18 protein-coding genes are annotated in these 19748 nt (G+C 69.6%); 6 read left to right on the top strand and 12 right to left on the bottom strand.

All coding sequences use genetic code 11. The features are described from left to right. Window positions 1-17: 17 nt before the first annotated feature. Both groL and groES read right to left on the bottom strand, forming a co-directional pair. Complete coding sequence (gene groL / locus ACP56T_RS03740; protein WP_430910760.1) at window positions 18-1658, bottom strand: chaperonin GroEL; 1641 nt, start codon at window positions 1656-1658, stop codon at window positions 18-20. Window positions 1659-1747: 89 nt separating this feature from the next. After that, window positions 1748-2035 carry a co-chaperone GroES gene (gene groES / locus ACP56T_RS03735; RefSeq protein WP_430910759.1) on the bottom strand — a complete coding sequence of 96 codons (288 nt, stop codon included), beginning with the start codon at window positions 2033-2035 and terminating at the stop codon, window positions 1748-1750. Between the two features lie 166 nt (window positions 2036-2201). Between groES and ACP56T_RS03730 the strand changes: the two genes are divergently transcribed. Further along, a complete protein-coding gene (locus ACP56T_RS03730) occupies window positions 2202-3200 on the top strand; it encodes a magnesium transporter CorA family protein (RefSeq protein ID WP_430910758.1) in 999 nt (332 codons plus the stop codon). A 6-nt stretch (window positions 3201-3206) separates the two neighbouring features. Here ACP56T_RS03730 and ACP56T_RS03725 read toward each other — a convergent pair whose 3' ends face one another. After that, window positions 3207-4103, bottom strand: coding sequence for a DUF6492 family protein (locus ACP56T_RS03725; protein ID WP_430910757.1), 897 nt, complete (start codon window positions 4101-4103; stop codon window positions 3207-3209). Window positions 4104-4483: 380 nt separating this feature from the next. Here ACP56T_RS03725 and ACP56T_RS03720 point away from each other — a divergent pair, with 380 nt between their 5' ends. Beyond that, the gene (locus ACP56T_RS03720; RefSeq protein WP_430910756.1) at window positions 4484-6055 is read left to right on the top strand and encodes a glycosyl hydrolase family 28-related protein; all 1572 of its coding nucleotides are present in this window, start codon (window positions 4484-4486) and stop codon (window positions 6053-6055) included. Window positions 6056-6067: 12 nt separating this feature from the next. On the opposite strand, the gene glyS is transcribed toward ACP56T_RS03720, so the two are convergent. The 3 genes from glyS to ACP56T_RS03705 all read right to left on the bottom strand — a co-directional run bounded on the left by glyS (window position 6068) and on the right by ACP56T_RS03705 (window position 9924). Then, window positions 6068-8317: a glycine--tRNA ligase subunit beta gene (gene glyS, locus ACP56T_RS03715; RefSeq protein WP_430910912.1), complete on the bottom strand. Its 2250-nt coding sequence runs from the start codon at window positions 8315-8317 to the stop codon at window positions 6068-6070. Between the two features lie 222 nt (window positions 8318-8539). Next, window positions 8540-8977, bottom strand: coding sequence for a DUF3828 domain-containing protein (locus ACP56T_RS03710; protein WP_430910755.1), 438 nt, complete (start codon window positions 8975-8977; stop codon window positions 8540-8542). An 11-nt stretch (window positions 8978-8988) separates the two neighbouring features. Then, window positions 8989-9924, bottom strand: coding sequence for a glycine--tRNA ligase subunit alpha (locus ACP56T_RS03705; protein ID WP_430910754.1), 936 nt, complete (start codon window positions 9922-9924; stop codon window positions 8989-8991). Between the two features lie 224 nt (window positions 9925-10148). Here ACP56T_RS03705 and ACP56T_RS03700 point away from each other — a divergent pair, with 224 nt between their 5' ends. Next, entirely contained in the window at window positions 10149-10388 is a 240-nt protein-coding gene (locus ACP56T_RS03700) for a hypothetical protein (protein ID WP_430910753.1), read from the top strand. Window position 10389: 1 nt separating this feature from the next. Here ACP56T_RS03700 and ACP56T_RS03695 read toward each other — a convergent pair whose 3' ends face one another. Beyond that, entirely contained in the window at window positions 10390-11247 is an 858-nt protein-coding gene (locus ACP56T_RS03695) for a S49 family peptidase (protein WP_430910752.1), read from the bottom strand. A gap of 197 nt (window positions 11248-11444) precedes the next feature. Between ACP56T_RS03695 and ACP56T_RS03690 the strand changes: the two genes are divergently transcribed. Then, entirely contained in the window at window positions 11445-11723 is a 279-nt protein-coding gene (locus ACP56T_RS03690) for a hypothetical protein (RefSeq protein WP_430910751.1), read from the top strand. Between the two features lie 53 nt (window positions 11724-11776). Here ACP56T_RS03690 and ACP56T_RS03685 read toward each other — a convergent pair whose 3' ends face one another. Continuing rightward, on the bottom strand, window positions 11777-12523 hold the full coding sequence (locus tag ACP56T_RS03685) for a tRNA1(Val) (adenine(37)-N6)-methyltransferase (protein WP_430910750.1): 747 nt from the start codon (window positions 12521-12523) through the stop codon (window positions 11777-11779). Next, window positions 12516-12740, bottom strand: coding sequence for a putative signal transducing protein (locus tag ACP56T_RS03680; protein ID WP_430910749.1), 225 nt, complete (start codon window positions 12738-12740; stop codon window positions 12516-12518). Before ACP56T_RS03680 ends, ACP56T_RS03685 begins: the two co-directional genes overlap by 8 nt. 179 nt (window positions 12741-12919) lie before the next feature. Between ACP56T_RS03680 and ACP56T_RS03675 the strand changes: the two genes are divergently transcribed. Beyond that, window positions 12920-13942 carry a polyprenyl synthetase family protein gene (locus ACP56T_RS03675; protein WP_430910748.1) on the top strand — a complete coding sequence of 341 codons (1023 nt, stop codon included), beginning with the start codon at window positions 12920-12922 and terminating at the stop codon, window positions 13940-13942. A gap of 41 nt (window positions 13943-13983) precedes the next feature. Here the strand turns inward: ACP56T_RS03675 and ACP56T_RS03670 are convergent, their stop codons facing one another. From ACP56T_RS03670 to ACP56T_RS03660, 3 genes are all read right to left on the bottom strand, one after another. Next, window positions 13984-14859 carry a 4-(cytidine 5'-diphospho)-2-C-methyl-D-erythritol kinase gene (locus ACP56T_RS03670; protein WP_430910911.1) on the bottom strand — a complete coding sequence of 292 codons (876 nt, stop codon included), beginning with the start codon at window positions 14857-14859 and terminating at the stop codon, window positions 13984-13986. Window positions 14860-14954: 95 nt separating this feature from the next. After that, window positions 14955-16829 carry a tetratricopeptide repeat protein gene (locus ACP56T_RS03665; RefSeq protein ID WP_430910747.1) on the bottom strand — a complete coding sequence of 625 codons (1875 nt, stop codon included), beginning with the start codon at window positions 16827-16829 and terminating at the stop codon, window positions 14955-14957. A gap of 148 nt (window positions 16830-16977) precedes the next feature. Beyond that, window positions 16978-18651, bottom strand: coding sequence for an electron transfer flavoprotein-ubiquinone oxidoreductase (locus ACP56T_RS03660; protein ID WP_430910746.1), 1674 nt, complete (start codon window positions 18649-18651; stop codon window positions 16978-16980). Between the two features lie 178 nt (window positions 18652-18829). Between ACP56T_RS03660 and ACP56T_RS03655 the strand changes: the two genes are divergently transcribed. Continuing rightward, entirely contained in the window at window positions 18830-19699 is an 870-nt protein-coding gene (locus ACP56T_RS03655; protein WP_430910745.1) for a uracil-DNA glycosylase, read from the top strand. The last annotated feature ends 49 nt before the right edge of the window (window positions 19700-19748 follow it).

Below are 19748 nucleotides of genomic sequence, written 5' to 3'. Positions count from 1 at the left end.
GACGAGCGTCGGACCTCTTAGAAGTCCATGCCGCCCATGCCGCCGCCGCCCGGCATGGCCGGGGCTGCGTCCTTCTTCGGCGCGTCGGCGACCATGGCCTCGGTGGTGACGAGGAGGCCGGCCACCGAGGAGGCGTCCTGAAGGGCGGTGCGCACGACCTTGGCCGGGTCGACGATGCCGGCCTGGATCATGTCCACGTACTCTTCGGTCTGGGCGTTGAAGCCGAAGGTCTCGGAGCCCGTGTTGTCGGTGATCTTGCCGACCACGATCGAGCCCTCGACGCCGGCGTTCTCGGCGATCTGGCGGATCGGGGCCTCAAGCGCCTTCAGCACGATCTTGATGCCGGCCTGGACGTCCGGGATGTCGGAGGTCAGCGCGGAGACGGCCTTCTTGGCGCGCAGGAGCGCCGTGCCGCCGCCGGGGACGATGCCTTCCTCGACCGCCGCGCGGGTGGCGTTGAGGGCGTCGTCGACGCGGTCCTTCTTCTCCTTGACCTCGACCTCGGTCGCGCCGCCGACGCGGATCACCGCGACGCCGCCAGCGAGCTTGGCGAGACGCTCCTGGAGCTTCTCACGGTCGTAATCCGAGGTGGTCTCCTCGATCTGGGCCTTGATCTGGCCGACGCGGGCCTCGATGTCGGCCTTCTCGCCGGTGCCGTCGATGATCGTGGTGTTCTCCTTCTCGATGCGCACGCGCTTGGCGCGGCCGAGCATGGGGAGCGTCACGTTCTCGAGCTTGATGCCGAGGTCCTCGGCGATCATCTGGCCCTTGGTGAGGATCGCGATGTCCTCGAGCATCGCCTTGCGGCGGTCGCCGAAGCCCGGAGCCTTCACGGCCGCGACCTTGAGGCCGCCGCGCAGCTTGTTCACGACGAGGGTGGCGAGCGCCTCGCCCTCGATGTCCTCGGCGATGATGACGAGCGGCTTGCCGGTCTGCACCACGGCCTCGAGGACCGGGAGCATCGCCTGGAGCGAGGAGAGCTTCTTCTCGTGGATGAGGATGTAGGGATCCTCGAGCTCGGCGACCATCTTCTCCGCGTTCGTGATGAAGTACGGGGAGAGGTAGCCGCGGTCGAACTGCATGCCCTCGACGACGTCGAGCTCGGTCTCGGCGGTCTTGGCCTCCTCGACGGTGATGACGCCCTCGTTGCCCACCTTCTGCATGGCGTGGGCGATCATCTCGCCGATCTCCTTGTCGCCGTTGGCGGAGATCGTGCCGACCTGGGCGACCTCGTCGGAGGAGGCGACCTTCTTGGCGCGGGCGATGATGTCCTTCACCGCGGCGGCCGTGGCGAGGTCGATGCCGCGCTTCAGGTCCATCGGGTTGATGCCGGCGGCGACGTACTTGGCGCCCTCGCGGACGATCGCCTGGGCGAGCACGGTGGCGGTGGTGGTGCCGTCACCGGCGATGTCGTTGGTCTTCGAGGCCACTTCGCGCACCATCTGGGCGCCCATGTTCTCGAACTTGTCGGCGAGCTCGATCTCCTTGGCGACGGTGACGCCGTCCTTGGTGATGCGGGGAGCGCCGAAGCTCTTCTCGATCACGACGTTGCGGCCCTTGGGGCCGAGCGTCACCTTGACCGCGTCGGCCAGGATGTCGACGCCGCGCAGCATCTTCTCGCGGGCATCGGCGCCGAAACGTACGTCCTTCGCTGCCATCTGCTAGTCCTCTCGAATGTTGGAAACACGCCCCAAGGCAGCCGGAACGGCCGCCTCCAAGAGCCTGGAAGAAAGACGGAAAACCGAGATCAGGCGACGACGCCCATGATGTCGGATTCCTTCATGATCAGGAGGTCCTGACCGTCGATCTTGACCTCGGTGCCGGACCACTTGCCGAACAGCACGCGGTCGCCGGCCTTGACGTCGAGCGCGTTGACGCGACCGTTCTCGTCGCGGGCGCCGGGGCCGACGGCGACGACCTCGCCCTCCTGGGGCTTCTCCTTGGCCGTATCCGGGATGATGATGCCGCCCTTGGTCTTCTCCTCGCCTTCGATGCGACGGACGACGACCCGGTCGTGCAGCGGACGGAACTTCATATCTGCCCTCTTGCTTCGATTCTCTGGATGGCGTTGATGCGCCTGCGACAGGCGCCTCAGCGGCAGTCGTTAGCACTCTCAACTAATGAGTGCCAGCGATGGGGGCGAGGTAGGCGCGCTCGCCGCGCAAGTCAAGACTGCCGCACCCCTTCAGGCGGACCGACGCATGCTGAGCCTTAACGGCCCCGAGGGCGCCATCGCGCATGCGGGCGGCCCGCCCGCCACGGTCTCCGCCGGCACGGTCTGGCTCGACCTCAACGATCCTTCCCCCGAGGAGGCGCGCCTCGTCGAGGAGACGACGGGCATCCGGGTGCCGTCGCGCAAGGCGCTGAGCGAGGTCGAGAGTTCGAGCCGTCTGCGCCGCCTGAAGAACGGGCTCTCGCTCTCGACCCCGATGATCACCTTCGAGCAGGCGGATTCGCAGCTCCGGCCGCTCGGATTCGTGCTGACCAAGGATCACCTCGTCACCATCCGCTTCCACGAGCTGCGCGCCTTCGAGGACGTGAAGACGCGGCTCGCCGACGCGGACGGCCCCGCCGAGACCAGCACGCAGATCTTCCTGCTGCTGATGGAGCAGCTCGTCGACGGCCTCGCCGACGCGCTGGAGGAGATGAGCGGCGACCTCGACACGCTCTCGACGCGCATCTTCGATTTCGACGTCGGTGCCAAGCGCAAGGACCCCTCCGCGCCCTCCTCGCCCCGCCGCCGGGACGTGGCGCTGCGCCGGATCCTGCGCAGCATCGGCCGTCGCGGGAAGGCGCTCGGCAAGATCCGGGCGAGCCTGCTCGGACTGGAGCGGATCATCCCCTACGTGGCGGGCGAGTGCGAGGGCCTGCTCCAAAGCGAGGAGGACGCGCGCTTCGAGACCATCCGCCGCGACATCGCCTCCCTCGACGAGTTCGAGACGCGTCTCTCGGAGAACGTCCAGTTCCTGCTCGACGCGGCGCTGGGCCTCATCAACATCGAGCAGAACAACACCTTCCGGGTGCTCACCGTGGTCTCGGTGGTGGGCATACCGCCGACGCTGGTGGCCTCGATGTACGGCATGAACTTCAAGAACATGCCCGAGCTGAGCTGGGCCTACGGCTATCCCTACGGCCTCGCGCTCATCGTCGTCAGCGCCCTCGCGCCGGTCCTCTATTTCCGGCTCAAGGGCTGGCTGTAGGACGGATCAGACATCCGTCAGGCCGAGCCCCTCGCGGATATGCGTGGCGACGATCTCGGGAGCCACCAGGGTGTTGCTCTGAACGACGGTGAAGAAGCTTTTCGGATCGATGGCCAGGGGCTTGGCCAGCCATGCCGCGAGGGCATCCTTGTCCCACACGCTCGCGCTCGATCCGAGCCGCTTTCCGGCGGCGGCGACCTCCGCTTGGCTGAGATGGTATTTGGCCATCAGGCCGAACCTCTCGGCGAACAGGCAGTACAGGGTGTACTCGGTCCAGCCGTTGTAGCCGTTGGCGTCGGCGACGATGGTGTCGAGGTCGAGAAGGGTCGCGTAGGGGTCCGGTCCGTGGATCGTCGCGAGATACTCCTCCAGCGCCTTGCACACCGCCGTCGAGAAAAGCTGCGGGGTGACGCCCATTCCGGGCCCCGCTCCCGGCGAGGGAAGGCGCAGCACCTCGGCCGAATAGGACCACCAGCGCGGGAACTTCCCGCGGTCGACCCAGTCCGTCAGGGCACGCCCGTTCACGAAGAGAGCGCCGTCGTCGAAGGAGCGCGTGCAGAAAAGATCCGCGTCGAGGACGAGGGCGAAGTCGCCCGCCACGACCTTGTGGACGCTGAGCTTGATCGCCTGCTGCTTCAGCCAGCCCGCCGCCTTCGTCCCGCGCCCGAGATGGGGAACGACCTCGACCTCGTCATGCAGGCTGACCTGAAGGCGAGGATGTCGCCCTTGCAAGATCGGCTCGATCTTCGCGATGTCGTCGCGCGGGCAGATCAAATGGATGGGAAGCTGTCCCGTTCCCGACCAGAACTTTTCCAGGGAGGAAAGCAGCAAACGCAGCCGCTCCAGATCGTCCCCCCGCCCGGCGGGAGCACATTTGACCGGAACAACGACCGAAAACGTCATCGAGCCTCTCACTGAAATACGATCCGAGTGCCGTTCGGCGGCACGGCGTCAGGCGCGTCGATCACGAGATGTCCGGATGCGCCGCCCCGCCGCTCCGAGATTCGCTTCACGAGGAATCACAATTCTTCGGCGATTGTTGCGACGTTCGGCAGAACGCCGACCCTCCCTAGCATCGGCGAGATGAAAATCAACTCGCCGGCGGGACGACGAAATCCGCCGACCGGCGCCCCGTCTTTCCGGCTTTCCGAAAGCGGCTATAAGGCGGCCCGGCGCGCTCCCGTGATGGCCGGAGCGGCTCGGCAGGCGCATCGCAAGGGACCGGCTCGCACATGTCCTCGTCCTGGATGCGTCTCGCGCGCTCGCCTCGAACGCGGCTCCCGATGCCGGCGCTTTGCCTGCTCCTGGCGATGCAGGCGCCGGCCGCGCGGGGCCAGCCGGCCGAGGTCGGCCGCGCTCCCGGAGGCGCGGCGGCAAGCCGGGGGGCGGATTTCGACCTGCGCCGGGACTTCGCCGCGCGGGGCGACGGAAAGTCCGACGACACGAAGGCCCTGCAAGGCTTCCTCGACGCCTGCGTCGCCTCGGGCGGCCGCTGCTTCGCGCCCGCCGGCACCTACACCCATACCGGCCTGACCCTCGACACCACGCGGCGCACCGCCGGCATCGTCATCCAGGGCGCGGGCGCCGGGGCGACGGTGTGGAAGCTGCGTCCCGGCTCCACGGGCCATGCCCTGACGATCGTGGGCAGCGGCGGCTACGGCAACCAGTCGCGCCCGCGCATCGCCGACCTCACCATCGACGGCAGCGGCACCGGCCTCGACGGCATCCACTTCGCCGACCTCAAGCACGACGCCACGGCGCTCGGCGGCTACTATCAGGGCGCGGACCTGCGCGACGTCACCGTGAAGTTCGCCGGGCGCGACGGCGTCTATGTGGGCCTCTCCGTCAATGCCGGGCAGAGCTTCAACCTCTGGGTGGCGCATCCGCGCCGCAACGGCCTGACGATCAACGGCGCCGGCGACTGGCGCTTCCTCAACAGCCAGTTCTACGGAGCGCAGCGCGCGGGCCTGCCGATCACCGGCATCGCCGACAACGGCAGCGGCGCCGCGCGCGTCACCACCTACCGGCCACACGGGCTGGCGAGCGGCACGCTGGTCGATGCCTGGGGCATGAACGGGGTGGCCGGCGCGCGCGGCACCTGGAAGGTGGCCGTGGTCGATGCCAACCACCTCGACCTCCTCGGCAGCCGATTCACCCCCGACTGGATCGACAGCGGCTGGATCGTCCCGATCCTCGACATCGCCGGGGCGGCCAGGAGCCCCGAGGGCGCGGTGCGGATCACCACCGCGCTCCCCCACGGCCAGCAGACGGGGGATCAGGTCTTCGTGCGCGACATGCTCGGCCTGCCGGCCAACGGTCACTGGATCGTCACGGTCGTGGACGAGCGCACGCTCGATCTCCAGAACGCGAAACACATCAGGCCCTATACCGGCGGCGGCACCCTGCGCCCGGCGACCTTCGGCGTGGCGATCACCAGCCCGGCGGCGAACTTCTTCTCGGACTGCACGATCTACAGCAGCATGATCGGCCTGTCCGTGACCTCGAACTCCGGCAACATCGTCAAGTTCTCGGGTGGCGAGATCAACGGCAACTGGATGGGCGGCTTCTCCATCGCCTCGCTGGGATACTATGCGCCCAACGCCATCACCAACGTGGAGCTCGGCGCCAACAGCAACATCAAGGCCGGGGCCTATAGCGACATCCTGCTGATGAACACCGGGGCCACCGCGATCGTCGGCAACCAGTTCGTGCTCCAGGGGATGCCGGCGAAGTTCCTGGTGGAGGCGGTGGAGCCCACGGACGGCATCGTCTGGAGCGCCAACGCCTACACCACGCACGAGCGCGCCCCCCCCTTCGCGGCGGCACCCCTCGGCGGGGTGAAGCTGCGGCAGTAGGGGCGCCCGCCCTCAGCCCTCGATGCGCGAGAAATCCGCGACTTCGAGGGTGGCGGCGCGCAGCGCGTTGAGCAGCGCCAGGCGGTTGGCGCGCAGCGCCGGATCGTCGGCGTTCACCGTGACCTTCTCGAAGAAGGCGTCGACGGGCGCGCGCAAGGTCGAGAGCGCTTGCATGGCGCCGGCGAAATCCTCCCGCTCCACCGCAGCCGAGGCGTCGGCACGGGCCTTCGCCAGCGCCTCGAACAGGGCCGTCTCCTCGGCCGAGGCCGCGAGCCCCGGATCGGGCGCGGCCTCGTAGGCGCGGCCGTCCTTCTTCTCTTCGATGCGCAGGATGTTGGCCGCGCGCCGGTAGCCCGCGAGCAGGTTTTTTCCGTCCTCTGTGTCGAGGAACTGCCCGAGCGCCTCGACCCGGCGGACCACCATGAGCAGGTCGTCCTGGCCGGGAAGGGCGAAGACGGCGTCGATCAGATCGTGGCGGGCGCCCTGGTCGCGGAGGTAGACTTTGAGGCGGTCTGCGATGAACGCAAGGAGGTCGACTTCGGCGGGATCCTCGATGATCTGATCGCTAAAGGCCGCTGCGTCTTTTTCCAGATCCCCGGATAGTTGGATCTCGAAGACGAATTTCTGTTTCTGTTCGTAGAAAGCGCTCGGCAGCGCCTCTTCCCGCAAGGGGAGCCTGAGACCGTTCTCAAGGATGAGGCGAATGACGCCGAGCGCCGCGCGGCGTAGCGCGAAAGGGTCTTTGCTGCCTGTCGGTTTCTCGTCGATCGACCAGAACCCTGCCAGCATGTCGAGCTTGTCCGCCAGCGCCACGACCACCGAGACCGGATCGCTGGGCACCCGATCCGAAGGACCGAGCGGCTTGTAATGCTCCTCGATAGCCGCTGCGACGCTGTCGGCCTCGCCTTCCAGGGCCGCATACTTGCGGCCCATGAGCCCCTGCAATTCAGGAAACTCGCCGACCATTTCTGTGACGAGATCGGCTTTCGCGAGCCGCGCGGCGCGCCCAGCCATATCGACATCGACAGCCATGCCGAAGCTGAGCTGAAATGCCAGCCGGCGCGCCAGGATCGTGATCCGTTTGACACGCTCGCCCTGCGTGCCGAGCTTCTCGTGGAAGACGATTGCATCGAGCTTCGGCAGGCGGTCCTCGAGCTTCACCGCCTTGTCGGTCTCCCAGAAGAACTTCGCGTCCGAGAGACGGGCGCGGACCACGCGCTCGTTGCCGGCGGTGATGGCGAGACCGCCGTCGCTGGCCTCCAGGTTCGAGACCAGGATGAAGGCCGGCGCCAGGGCCGTCTCTCCTCCCCCTTGCGGGGAGGAGCCGGAGGTGGGGGTGGTGCCGGAGAGAGCGGGCGCGGTGCCTTCCGCGCGCCCCCCCTCCGACCCGGCCGATGGCCGGGCCACCTCCTCCGCAAGGGGGGAGGGCTTCCTCAGCACGAAGCATTTCTGGTTGGCGCGGATGGTGGCGCGGACCGCCTCGGCCGGTATGTCGAGGAAGCTCTCGTCGAAGGAGCCCATCAGCACGACCGGCCATTCCACGAGGCCCGCGACCTCCTCCAGCAGGCCCTCGTCCTCCACGAGTTCGAGACCGCGCGCGAAGGCGAGGTCGCGGGCGTCGTGCAGGATGATGTCCTTGCGCCGGTCGGCGTCGAGCACGACCTTCGCGCGCTCCAGGGCCGGCACGTAGTCGTCGAAGCGGCGCACCTCGATCGCCTCGGGCGCCAGGAAGCGGTGGCCGTAGGTGGTGGTTCCGGCGACGATGCCGTCGACCTCGAAGGGCACCACGTCCGGCGTCTCGGTCTCCGGCCCGAAGGTCGCGACGATGGATTGCAGCGGGCGCACCCAGCGCAACGCGCCGGGCCTGGCGGAGGCCGCGCCCCAGCGCATCGATTTCGGCCAGGGAAAGCTCTTGACGATCTGCGGCAGGATCTCGGCCAGCACGTCGAGGGTCGGCCGGCCCTCGCGCTCGATCACGGCGAGATGGAACTCGCCCTTCTTCGGATCGGTGACGGTGGTGGCCTGATCGAGGCTCGCCAGCCCGGCGCTCTTCAGGAAGCCCTGGATGGCGGCTTCCGGGGCGCCGACGCGCGGCCCGCGCCGCTCCTCGCGCACCGCCTTCCCGGCGACCGGCAGGCCCGCCACATGCAGCGCCAGCCGGCGGGGCGTCGAGAACGCCTTGGCGCCCTCGTAGAGGAAGCCGCGCTCCACCAGCGCGTCGGTGACGAGCTTCCTCAGATCCTCAGCCGCCTTCCGCTGCATGCGGGCGGGAATCTCTTCGGAGCGCAGTTCGAGGAGGAGGTCGGGCATGGCTCGGTCCGGCGGCCCCGCTGGCGCGAGGGCTTGCGTCTGGCGTTCGACCGGCACCGGGGCCGGGGAGAGGTGCCCGTGTAGAGAGCGGGCGCGGGCGTGTCGAGGAGCCCCGAAGTCTGTCCGGGAGAAGTGGCTTCCGCTTCTCCGTACGGACAGACGCCAGAGCGAGACCTAAGGAAAGGGCGCCGACAGGATCTCGACGAGCCGCCACGTCTCTTTCCGCAAGGAGCGCACGTCGGCGATGAGCCAGACGCCGTTCTCGCGCACCATGTCGTAGCGCAGGTCCTGCGGGCTGAAGTTCTTGAACAGGGCCTGGACCTCGGCCTTCGCCTCGTCCCGGGAGAGCGCCGTCAGCTTCAGGGTCTTCGCCCAGCCGTCCGCCGTGTCCTGGCCGTTGACGTGGAAGGCGAAGCCGAGGCGCCCGACCTCGCCCTTCGCTTGCTTCTGGTCGCGCTCGTAGAGCGTGCGCAGGCGCTTGGCATAGAAGCGGACGGCGTTGATGTCGTCCTTGGCGTAGAAGGCGCGCACCGTCTCGACCGGATCGGTCGCCGACTGGGCCATGGCCGGCGCGCTGGCGAGCAGGAGGAGACAGGCGAGAAGGCTGCGCATCGCGGTGGTCCTCATGCGGCCAGGCCGGCCCCGCCGCCCTCCGTCCTCAGCCATGCGGCGCCGCAAGCCTTGGCGAGCTCGCGCACCCGCAGGATGTAGCTCTGCCGCTCGGTCACGGAGATGACCCCGCGCGCGTCGAGCAGGTTGAAGACGTGGCTCGCCTTGATGCACTGGTCGTAGGCCGGCTGGGCCATGCGGTGGCGCTCGCCCTCGCCGGCATCGCCCGCGGCGAGGTAGCTGCGGCAGGCGGCTTCCGCGTCGGTGAACTGGCGGAACAGCATCGCGGTGTCGGCGGCCTCGAAGTTGTGGCGCGAGTATTCCTGCTCGGCCTGGAGGAAGACGTCGCCGTAGCTGACCTTCTCGTCGCCCGCGCCGCCGTTGAAGTTCAGGTCGTAGACGTTCTCGACGCCCTGCACGTACATGGCGAGCCGTTCCAGCCCGTAGGTGAGCTCCCCCGCCACCGGCGCGCACTCGAACCCGGCGACCTGCTGGAAATAGGTGAACTGGCTCACCTCCATGCCGTCGCACCAGCATTCCCAACCGAGGCCCCAGGCGCCGAGCGTCGGGCTCTCCCAGTCGTCCTCGACGAAGCGGATGTCGTGGAGCTTGAGGTCGACGCCGATGGCGGCGAGCGATTCGAGATAGAGCTCCTGAAGGTTCGGCGGGTTCGGCTTCAGGATCACCTGGAACTGGTAATAGTGCTGGAGCCGGTTGGGGTTCTCGCCGTAGCGGCCGTCCTTGGGGCGGCGGGAGGGCTGCACATAGGCGGCCTTCCAGGGCTTCGGCCCGAGGGCGCGCAGGGTCGTGGCCGGATGGAAGGTCCCGGCGCCCACCTCCATGTCGTAGGGCTGGAGGATGACGCAGCCCTTGGCCGCCCAGAAGCGCTGAAGAGTGAGAATCAGCCCCTGGAAGGAGGTTTTGGGCGCGAGGTCGGCGTCGCTCGGCATCGTGTCTGTCGTCCGTGCGGGCGGGATTGGCGGGCGAAATCGGAGGCCGGGAGCGTTTACGGCCGGTCTTCCCGGTGTCAAGCGAGCGTCGGCGTGCGCGGCCGCACCGATTTCTTCCGGCGGGCGCCGCAATTCGGGAACTGCCAAGCCCCCGGCCAAGTTTAGGCAGCAACCAGGGGACAACGCGCCGTTCTCGGACGGCAGACGTTCACGGAAGACCAGTCATGCGCACCGGAATCACTGTTTTCGCCGCCCTCGTCGCCGCCTCGCTCGCCGCCACCCCGCTGGTGATGGGCGCCAGCAACGCGCTCGCCGTCTCCCAGGACGAGTCGGCCGTGCCCGCCCCCGTCACGGTGGTGCCGGTGGAGGTCGCTCCCGTCTCGGCCGCGTCCCAGGCCGAGACCTGCGTCCGCAAGGTGCGGGTGGTCTATAGCGGCTACGGCACGGCCGGCGCCTGCCGCTGAATTAAAGCCCGAAGCGCGCCCAGGCGGCGCGCTCGGCGATGGCGGCGAGGGCGTCGTCCGCCAGCCCGATTCCGCCGGGACCGCCCCGGCGCAGAATGCGGGCGACGAGGGAGCCCTTGGCCTCCGCCACCATGCGCAGGTCGACCTTCTCGCCGAATCGGGCGCGCATGGTCGAGCGCACGTCGCCCAGCGCATCCACGAGCCCGAGCGCCACGGCCTGGCGCCCGGTCCACACAGCGCCGGAAAACAGGTTCTCGCCATCCGTCCTCAGGTTCGGCCGGCGGGACCGGACGAGGCCCGAAAAGACCTCCTGCACGTCGGCCTGGATGAGTTTCAGGCGGGCGACGTCGTCGGGATTCTCGGGGCGGAAGGGGTCGAGCATGGCCTTGGCCTCGCCCTGGGTGTGGACGCGGCGCTCGACGCCGATCTTCTCGATCAGCCTGTCGAAGCCGAATCCGGCGGAGACCACCCCGATGGAGCCGACCACCGAGGTCTCGTCGGCGACGATCTCGTCGGCCGCGCAGGCGATCATGTAGCCGCCGGACGCCGCCACATCCTCCACGAAGGCCACCACCGGCACCGCCTTCTCCTCAGCCAGCGCCCGGATGCGGCGGAAGATGAGATGCGACTGCGCGGGGGAGCCGCCGGGGGAGTTCACGATCACGGCCACCGCCGCCAGCCCCTTCATGCCGAAGGCGCGCTCCAGGCTGCCCGCCACCGTGCCGATGGAGAGCCCCGGCCGCAGCGGCGAGACCGCGCCGATGGCGCCCGAGAGGCGCACCACGGCCACGCGCGGACGCCTCTCGCGGAAGCGGGCGGGCAGCAGCGCGCGGAACGGGGAGGAAGCGGCGGAGGCCATGAGGGAAGGTCTCTCAGCGGTGAGGGAACGGGGCGCAGGTAGGCCCTGAGCGGTCCCGCGCAAGGGAGCGCTCATCATATCTCCGTGGGGATCGAACCGGATGCCTACCTTCGCCGTTGAAGCTCGCCCGGAGTATGTCCGTGGCGGGGCGTTCGCCGCATCCCGCGCCGATCGTCGAGCAGGGAGGAGCACCGAACATGCGTGCGATTCGTTGGATGGTCCTGGCCATCGCCATGCTGGCGGGTATCGCCGGCCTCAGAACCACGGCGGAGGCGGCCCCGCTGCCGGTCCCGTCGGCCGTGGTGGCGCAGACGGAGGCCGGACAGGGGGCCGTCGTCGAGAAGGCGTATTGGCGCTACCGGCGCTACTATGGCTACCGCCCTTACTACCGCCGCCATTACTACCGGCCCCGGTACTACGGCTATCGCCGGCACTACTGGCACCGGCCCTATTACCGCCGGCGGTTCTACTACTGAGAGCGACGGCACAGGGGCGTCCGCGAGGAGCGGGCGCCCTTTTTTCGATGCGCCTACGGCTCGCCGGAATGCATCCGGGCCGCTTCCGGCGTGAAGGCGCCGGACGCGTCGTGCAGGACGAGCGGCGCCAGCAGCCGGAACGGCGCCCGGCTTCCCTTGACCGCGCTCACCAGGATCCGGTTCGCCGCCGCGTCGGCGCGCGGGTGGACCGGCCGGACGGCGATGTCGCCGAAGCGGTTGCGCAAGGCGTCGAGGCAGGCCGGCAGGGCATCGGCGCGATGGATCAGGCCGAGCCGGCCTTTCGGCCGCAGGAGATCGGTGCAGGCCCGCAGCCACGCGTCGAGGCCGCCGGCAGGCAGGTGATGGGCCGCCGCCCGCAGCGGATCGGGCGACGGGCGGGCTCCGCCCTCCTCGAAGAAGGGCGGATTCGTCAGCACGCAATCGGCCGTCTCCGGCATCAGCCCGGCCGCCCGCCGCGCGGAGGCCGGCGCGAGCAGATCCGCCTCGATCACGCCGACGCGATCCGACACCCCGTTCTCCGCGACGTTCGCCCGCGCCATCTCCGCCGTGCCGGCGTCGCGCTCCAGGAGGCCGACCGTGCAGCCCGGCGCCAGCAGCGCGCAGGCGAGGCCCACGGCCCCCGTCCCGGCACCGGCGTCGCAGACATGCTGTCCGGGGGCGATCGCGAGAAGCCGTGCGAGCAGAACCGCGTCGGTGCCGGCGCGATGGGCGCCGCGCGGCGGCTGGATCAGTCTCAGACGGCCGCCGAGGAAGCCGTCGCCCGGCCGCCCGTCAGGCATCGCGCAGCTCGTGGCCGAGCCCGGCATCGGTGAGCAGGCGCCGGGCCTGCCGCGCATGGTCCTCCGGCACCAGCAGGCGCGGTGCGAAGGCGCCGATGGAGCCTTCCATCAGGCTCATGTGGCTGTCGGCGACGAGGAGGGGAATGTCGGCTCCCTCCAGCAGCGAGCGCGCGAATCCCATCAGGACGACATCGTTGCTGCGGATGAGTTCGACCATCGCCTTCCTTCCGGCCGAGCCTCGCGTCGGGCGGGCGCTTTCGCCGCGTACAGGCTTCCGCCGGGCCGCGCCATATCCACATGCGGGAGCGCCTCGGTTGCGGCATCGCCGAGCCCGTGCGAAGGGGTGCGCCACGCCTTGTGCCACGGAAAGCAACGGTCTGTTGGAGGCTTGCGAGCTTGGGTGTCGTGATTCCGATCGATGAGGGCCGCTCCGACCCGGAAGCGAGCCTGAACGACCTCGTGGCCCTGGTTGCCGGCGACATGCACCGGGTCAACGCGATGATCCTGTCGCGCACCGGCTCCGACGTGGCGATGATCCCCGAGGTGGCGAACCACCTGATCGCGTCCGGCGGCAAGCGCCTGCGCCCGATCCTGACCCTCGCCACCGCCGATCTCTGCGGCTACGGCGCCGGCGAGGGCGCCGTGAAGCTCGCGGCCAGCGTCGAGTTCATGCACACCGCGACCCTCCTCCACGACGACGTGGTGGACGAGAGCGACATGCGGCGCGGGCGGGTCGCGGCGCGGATCAAGTGGGGCAACGAGGCGAGCGTCCTCGTGGGCGACTTCCTGCTCGGCCAGGCTTTTCGCATGATGGTCGAGGTGGGCTCTCTGCGCGCCCTCGACATCCTCTCGGCCGCCGCCACGGTGATCGCCGAGGGCGAGGTGATGCAGCTCACCGCCGCCAAGAACACCGAGACCAGCGAGGACGAGTATCTCGCCGTCATCCGCGCCAAGACGGCCGAACTCTTCGCCGCCGCCTGCGAGGTGGGGCCGGTTCTGTCGGATCGTCCGCGCGCCGAGCAGGCCGCCTGCCGCTCCTACGGCATGAATCTCGGCATCGCCTTCCAGCTCATCGACGACGTGCTCGACTACGGTGGCACCAGCGCGAGCCTCGGCAAGAACGTCGGCGACGATTTCCGCGAGGGCAAGATCACCCTGCCCATCGTGCTCTCGTTCCGGCGCGGCAGCGACGAGGAGCGGACCTTCTGGCGCCGCACCCTCGAGCAGGGGCAGGTGGAGGAGGGCGACCTCGATACCGCCCGCGCCATCCTGCGCCGCCACCGCGCCCTGGAGGACACCGTGGAGCGCGCCCGCCATTACGGCGCCATGGCCCGCGACGCGCTGGCGCTTTTCCCCAACGGTCCGATGAAGTCGGCCCTGTTGCAGGTGGTGGATTTCTGCATCGCGCGGGCGCACTGAGCCGCCCGCCGTCTATCCGGGATCCGCTTCTCGGCCAGCCTCTATCGCATCATCGTCGCGGCCACCCACCAGCCGGGCATCGCCGCCCCGATCGCGTGAGCCGCGAGCGCCGCCTGGGTCCGGTGGCCGAAGATCGCGAACACGGTCGCGCCCGAGCCCGACATCCGCGCCAGCCGGCAGCCGGCCTGGGCGCGCAGGGCCCCCAGCGCCTCGCCGATCACCGGGGCGACGGTGAGGGCAGGGGCTTCGAGGTCGTTGCGGGCCGGGCCGATGGCGGCGACGAGCGCGTTCGGCCGACTCTCCTCGGCGATCGCGGGATGGGCCGCGCCCGGCAGCCGCTCGCCGACGCCGAGCCCGAGCGCCTTGAACACGGGGGCGGTCGGCACCGGCACGCCGGGGTTGATGAGAACGGCCGGCAGCGGCGCCAGGCGCAGCGCCGGACCGATCGCTTCTCCCGCACCCTTCATCATCCGCGCGCGCGGATCGAGGCAGACGGGAACGTCGGCGCCTGTGGCGCGGGCGGCGGCGACCACGGCCGGATGGTCGAGGCCCAGGCCGTTCGCCTGCGCCAGCAGCCTGAGCGCGGCGGCGGCGTCCGACGAGCCGCCGCCGATGCCCGCCGCCACCGGCAGGCGCTTGGTCAGATGGAAATGCCCGAGCCGCAATCCCGATACCGATGCCGCGAGATGGCGGGCGGCGCGCAGCACGAGGTTGTCGTCGGCGGGGCCGGCGGGGCCCGCCGTGGGGCCGTCGACCGACAGAGACAGCGCCTCCCCCGGAGCGAGGCTCAGCGCGTCGCTCACCCCGGCGAAGGCCACGAGGCTCTCCAACTCGTGATAGCCGTCCGACGGGCGCCGTCCGAGGACGTGGAGGGTCAGGTTGATCTTGGCCGGAGCGCGGGCGGCGAGGGCTTGCACGGTCATGACGCTCGGGCAGGATCACTCACGGAGAAAGCCGCCGCGACGGATGCGCGGCGGCTCGACGACGATAGCGGCGGACGAGAAGGACGAGCCTAGCCGCCGGTCTTCTTCTTGTCAGCGGCGCCGGGCGGCTCGTTCGGGGCGGGGGCGCCCTTCGGCAGCTCCGGGTTTTCCGGGTTGTGCGGCGCCGCCACGGGGGCCGGCGGGTTCTCGGCGGTGGCGGTCGGCTTGTCGAGCTCGGGCAGGCCGTTCTTCAGCTTGTCGTTGATCTTGGCGAGATCGTCCGGCTCGGGGTTGAGGTCCTTGGCGTGCTGCCACTGGAACTTGCCCTCGAGGCGCCGGCCCGCGCGCCAATAGGCGTCGCCGAGATGGTCGTTGATGGTCGGGTCGCCGGGCTTCAGCTCGATGGCCTTCTCCAGCTCGCGCAGGGCCTCGTCCCAGCGGCCGAGGCGGAAATAGGCCCAGCCTAAGCTGTCGATGATCATGCCGTCGCGCGGGCTGGCATCGACGGCCTGCTTCAGCATCTTGAAGGCCTCGTCGATATTCATGTTCTGGTCGACCCAGGAATAGGCGAGGTAGTTCAGCACTTGGGCGCGGGCGCCGGGCTGGCTCGCGGGCACCAGTTCGAGCGCCTTCTTGAGGTCGGCTTCGGCCTTCGGCCACTGCTTGGCGCGCTCGTAAGCGGTGCCGCGGAAGTAGTAGGTCGTCCAGTAGTTGGCCTGCGGGCGGTTGCCGATGAGGGCGATGGCCTTGGTGTAGGTCTCGGCCGCCTCCTCGTACTTCTTGCGCGAGCGCTGCACGTTGCCGAGCGCCGTCACCACGTCGATATTGTCGGGATGCGCCTTCATGGCGGCGTCGAGATGCGCCAGCGCCTCGTCGCCCTTGCCCATCTGCTCGAGGTTGAGGCCGATCTGGATGTCGGCGTTGAGCTTGAGGGGCGAGCTCGCCGGGATCAGCGCGTAGGCCTCGTTCGCCTTCTCGGGCTGCTTCATCCGGTCGAGGGTGTCGGCCAGCGTCAGCCGGCCGAGCCCGTGCTCGGGGGTGAGGTAGAGGGCAAGCCGCAGGTAGACGATCGCCGGAAGCTCGTCGCCCTGCGTCGAGCCGGCAGAGCCGAGCCCGTAGAGCACCTCCGCCGCGCCTTCCTGCGCGGTGTTGACCAGGCGCCCGAGCGGCTTGCCGTCCTTCAGCTTGTCGAGGGCGTCGCGCACGATGGGGTGGCGCGGCACCAGGTTGTCGAACTCGGTATAGGCCTGGATCGCGAGATCGGTGCGGCCCATCTGCGCTTCCTGGCGCGCATAGGCGTCGACGATGCGCAGCGTGTTGTGGTCGGCCTCGTAGGCCGTCTTGAGGCGGCGCTCGGCCTCGGCCTGATCCCCGACGACGCTGGCGATGAGGCCGGCGTGATAGTCGCGGAAGGTGTTGTAGTAGCGCTCGCCCTTGAGCCTCGAGATGGTCTCCAGCGCGCGCTTGCCGTCCCCGGCGCCGGCATAGGCCCAGGCGGTCAGGAGCGTCGCGGTGAGGTCGGCCGCCGCGCCCCGGCCGCTCTTGGTGAAGTTCTGGCGGGCGGCGGCCCATTGGCCGGCCTTGATCTGGCGCACGCCCAGCGCGAGCTGCGCGAGCCCGTTGGCGCCGTCCTTGGAGGAGAGCCGCTCGGCCGCGCGGAAGGCGTCGGGCAGGGACCCGTCCGCGAGCAGCGAGACGAAGGCGCGCTCCAGCAGCTCGGCGTTGCGCGGGTCGCCCTTCACGGCCTCCTTGTAGAAGCTCGCGGCGGCGGCGGTGTCGCGCGAGGCGCCGGCGATGTAGGCCGAGAGGAAGTTGCCTTCGAGGGACTCCGCCGGCTCGTACTCGCTGAAGGGCGGCGATTCCTGCGTCTGCATGGCGCGGGCGGCCACGGCGAGCGCGAGGCTCGAGACCAGCGCGAGGGCGAGCGCGGGCGCGGCGCGGCGGGCGGCGTTTCGGTTTCTCACCAGTGACGGCTCCTGCACGGTCCCGCTGTCCGGCCCTTTCGACGACCGGGCCGGTTCGGCGGCGGACACTAAACCTTCCCGCCATGCCCGCAAGGCGAAAGGATGACGCCATGCGGACGGGCGCCGGGGGAGGCCCGGCGCGCCGTTCTCACATGTTCGGGTAGTTGGGCCCGCCCGGACCCTCGGGCGTCTCCCAGTTGATGTTCTGGTTCGGGTCCTTGATGTCGCAGGTCTTGCAGTGGACGCAGTTCTGCGCGTTGATCTGGTAGCGCACGCCGTCTCCGGCGCTCGCGTCCTCCACCCATTCGTAGACGCCCGCCGGGCAGTAGCGCGCCGAGGGACCGCCGAAGACGTCGTGCTCCGAAGCCTTCTGAAGGCCCATGTCCCGCACCTTGAGATGGGCCGGCTGGTCCTCCTCGTGGTTGGTGTTCGAGAGATAGACCGAGGAGAGCCGGTCGAAGGTGAGCTTGCCGTCTGGCTTCGGGTAGACGATGGGCGTCACCTCGGCGATCGGCTTGGTGCAGGCATGGTCCGGCTTGCCATGCCCGAGCGTCCCGAAGAGGGAGGCGTTCAGCAGCGAATGCGCCCACATGTCGACGCCGCCCAAGCCCACGCCGACGAGAGTGCCGTATTTCGACCAGAGCGGCTTGACGTTGCGCACGCGCTTGAGATCGTGGCCGATGGCGCTGCCGCGCCAGCCGTTCTCGTAGTCGGACAGCTCGTCGCCCTGGCGCCCCGCCTTGAGCGCGGCGGCGATGGCGTCGGCCGCCTGGATGCCGGAGAGCACCGCGTTGTGCGAGCCCTTGATGCGCGGCACGTTGACGAAGCCGGCGGAGTCGCCGACGAGGCAGCCGCCGGGGAAGACGAGCTTCGGCACCGACTGCCAGCCGCCCTCCATGATGGCCCGCGCCCCGTAGCCGATGCGCTTGGCCCCCTCGAAGACCTCGCGGATCATCGGATGGGTCTTGAAGCGCTGGAACTCCTCGAAGGGCGACAGCGTCGGGTTCTCGTAGTTCAGATGCGTGACGAAGCCCACCGAGAGCAGGTTGTCGTCGAAATGGTAGAGCCAGGAGCCGCCGCCGGTCTTGTTCGAGAGCGGCCAGCCCATGGTGTGGCGCACGAGGCCCGGCTCGAACCTCTCGGGCTTGATCTGCCAGAGCTCCTTGACGCCGAGGCCGTATTTCTGGTGGTCGCTGTTCGCGTTCAGCCTGAAGCGGTCGACCAACGTCTTGGTGAGCGAGCCGCGCGCGCCCTCGCCGAAGACCGTGTACTTGCCGCGCAGCTCCATGCCGCGGGTGAAGTCGTCGCGCGGCTCGCCGGACCTGGCGATGCCGAGATCGCCCGTGGCGATGCCGACGACGGCGCCGGCCTCGTCGTAGAGCACCTCAGCCGCCGGGAAGCCCGGATAGATCTCGACGCCGAGCGCCTCGGCCTTGGCGCCGAGATACTTCGTCACGTTCGAGAGCGAGCCGACGAAATTGCCGTGGTTGCTCATGAATTTGGGGAAGGCGAAGTTCGGCAGCGAGAGGCCGCTGTTCTTCGTCAGGAACAGGAACTCGTCCTGCTCGACCGCCGTCTTCAGGGGCCGCTCGGGATCGTCGCGCCACTCGGGGACCAGGGCGTCGAGGCCCGAGGGGTCGATGACCGCCCCGGACAGGATGTGGGCGCCCACCTCCGAGCCCTTCTCGACGACCACGACGTTGACTTCCTCGCCGCTCTCGGCCGCGATCTGCTTCAGGCGGATGGCCGTGGCGAGGCCCGCCGGCCCGGCGCCGACGATCACCACGTCGAAATCCATCCCCTCGCGTTCGGGCAACGCCATCCGGCTTCCTCCATCGCGGCCGGCGCTTCGGCGCTCGACCCGGTCTTCACGAATTCCCCTTGCGTTCCTCAACCCATTCCAAGGTAGGAAGGCAAGCGCTTATGGCGATTCAGGCGTGGTCGACCATGACGCGAGGATATTCGTTGTTCGCAACCGGCCCGAACACCGGATCGATCCCATGACCTCGGATCCCATGACCTCGACCGCCGATGCCCGGCGCGACCTGATCGCCCATCTCGACTTCCATACGGAAGCAGGCGTCGACCTCGCCCTCGACGAGGTGCCGCATGACCGCTTCGAGGAGGCGGACGCCCCCGAGGAGGCGCCGGCTCCGCTCCGGCGGCCTCCGCCGCCCGCTCCCCCGCCACCGCAGCCGCGCGAGATCCGCGCCCCGGCCGCCCCGACCTTCGGACGGTCGGCGGCCGCCCGGCCCGAGGAGGCGGCGGGCTCGGCCCGCGCCCGCGCCGCCGACGCGCGAAGCCTGGAGGAACTCGAGGCGCTGCTGCGCGAGTTCGACGGCTGCCCCTTGCGCTTCACCGCCAAGAACCTCGTCTTCGCCGACGGCAATCCGGCGGCGCGGGTGATGTTCGTCGGCGAGGCGCCCGGCGCCGACGAGGACCGCATCGGCAAGCCCTTCATGGGCCGCTCGGGGCAGTTGCTCGACCGGATGATGGCCGCCATCGGCCTCGACCGGACGGGGGCCTACATCGCCAATATCGTGCCCTGGCGTCCGCCGGGAAACCGCAATCCGACCCCGCAGGAGGTGGCGGTCTGCCGGCCCTTCGTGGAGCGGCAGATCGCCCTCGCCGATCCCGACATCCTGGTCTGCCTCGGCAGCCCGGCGACGCAGGCGCTCACCGGCACGAAGGACGGCATCCTCAAGGCGCGCGGGCGCTTCTATCCCTATAAGCTGCCGGACCGCGAGATCAGGCTTCTCGCGACGCTGCATCCCGCCTATCTCCTGCGACAGCCCGTGCAGAAGCGGCTGGCCTGGCGCGATTTCCGGCTGCTGCGCGCCACTCTCGACGGGACAACACGGTCGGCCTGACGTCGCGCGGGGTGGAACCGCCGCGCTTGGCCTGCCATTACATGCGGCA

It is taken from the genome of Methylobacterium endophyticum (assembly GCF_050591105.1).
In the GTDB taxonomy this organism is placed as follows: domain Bacteria; phylum Pseudomonadota; class Alphaproteobacteria; order Rhizobiales; family Beijerinckiaceae; genus Methylobacterium.
Note: the sequence above shows the minus strand (reverse complement) of the source record. Positions and strands in the feature narration are given on the sequence as shown.

What these genes read in the sequence shown, in the direction of transcription:
- groL (WP_430910760.1), bottom strand. Translation starts at nt 1,658, where the DNA reads ATGGCAGCGAAGGACGTACGTTTCGGCGCCGATGCCCGCGAGAAGATG.
- groES (WP_430910759.1), bottom strand. Translation starts at nt 2,035, where the DNA reads ATGAAGTTCCGTCCGCTGCACGACCGGGTCGTCGTCCGTCGCATCGAA.
- ACP56T_RS03730 (WP_430910758.1), top strand. Translation starts at nt 2,202, where the DNA reads ATGCTGAGCCTTAACGGCCCCGAGGGCGCCATCGCGCATGCGGGCGGC.
- ACP56T_RS03725 (WP_430910757.1), bottom strand. Translation starts at nt 4,103, where the DNA reads ATGACGTTTTCGGTCGTTGTTCCGGTCAAATGTGCTCCCGCCGGGCGG.
- ACP56T_RS03720 (WP_430910756.1), top strand. Translation starts at nt 4,484, where the DNA reads ATGCCGGCGCTTTGCCTGCTCCTGGCGATGCAGGCGCCGGCCGCGCGG.
- glyS (WP_430910912.1), bottom strand. Translation starts at nt 8,317, where the DNA reads ATGCAGCGGAAGGCGGCTGAGGATCTGAGGAAGCTCGTCACCGACGCG.
- ACP56T_RS03710 (WP_430910755.1), bottom strand. Translation starts at nt 8,977, where the DNA reads ATGCGCAGCCTTCTCGCCTGTCTCCTCCTGCTCGCCAGCGCGCCGGCC.
- ACP56T_RS03705 (WP_430910754.1), bottom strand. Translation starts at nt 9,924, where the DNA reads ATGCCGAGCGACGCCGACCTCGCGCCCAAAACCTCCTTCCAGGGGCTG.
- ACP56T_RS03700 (WP_430910753.1), top strand. Translation starts at nt 10,149, where the DNA reads ATGCGCACCGGAATCACTGTTTTCGCCGCCCTCGTCGCCGCCTCGCTC.
- ACP56T_RS03695 (WP_430910752.1), bottom strand. Translation starts at nt 11,247, where the DNA reads ATGGCCTCCGCCGCTTCCTCCCCGTTCCGCGCGCTGCTGCCCGCCCGC.
- ACP56T_RS03690 (WP_430910751.1), top strand. Translation starts at nt 11,445, where the DNA reads ATGCGTGCGATTCGTTGGATGGTCCTGGCCATCGCCATGCTGGCGGGT.
- ACP56T_RS03685 (WP_430910750.1), bottom strand. Translation starts at nt 12,523, where the DNA reads ATGCCTGACGGGCGGCCGGGCGACGGCTTCCTCGGCGGCCGTCTGAGA.
- ACP56T_RS03680 (WP_430910749.1), bottom strand. Translation starts at nt 12,740, where the DNA reads ATGGTCGAACTCATCCGCAGCAACGATGTCGTCCTGATGGGATTCGCG.
- ACP56T_RS03660 (WP_430910746.1), bottom strand. Translation starts at nt 18,651, where the DNA reads ATGGCGTTGCCCGAACGCGAGGGGATGGATTTCGACGTGGTGATCGTC.
- ACP56T_RS03655 (WP_430910745.1), top strand. Translation starts at nt 18,830, where the DNA reads ATGACCTCGGATCCCATGACCTCGACCGCCGATGCCCGGCGCGACCTG.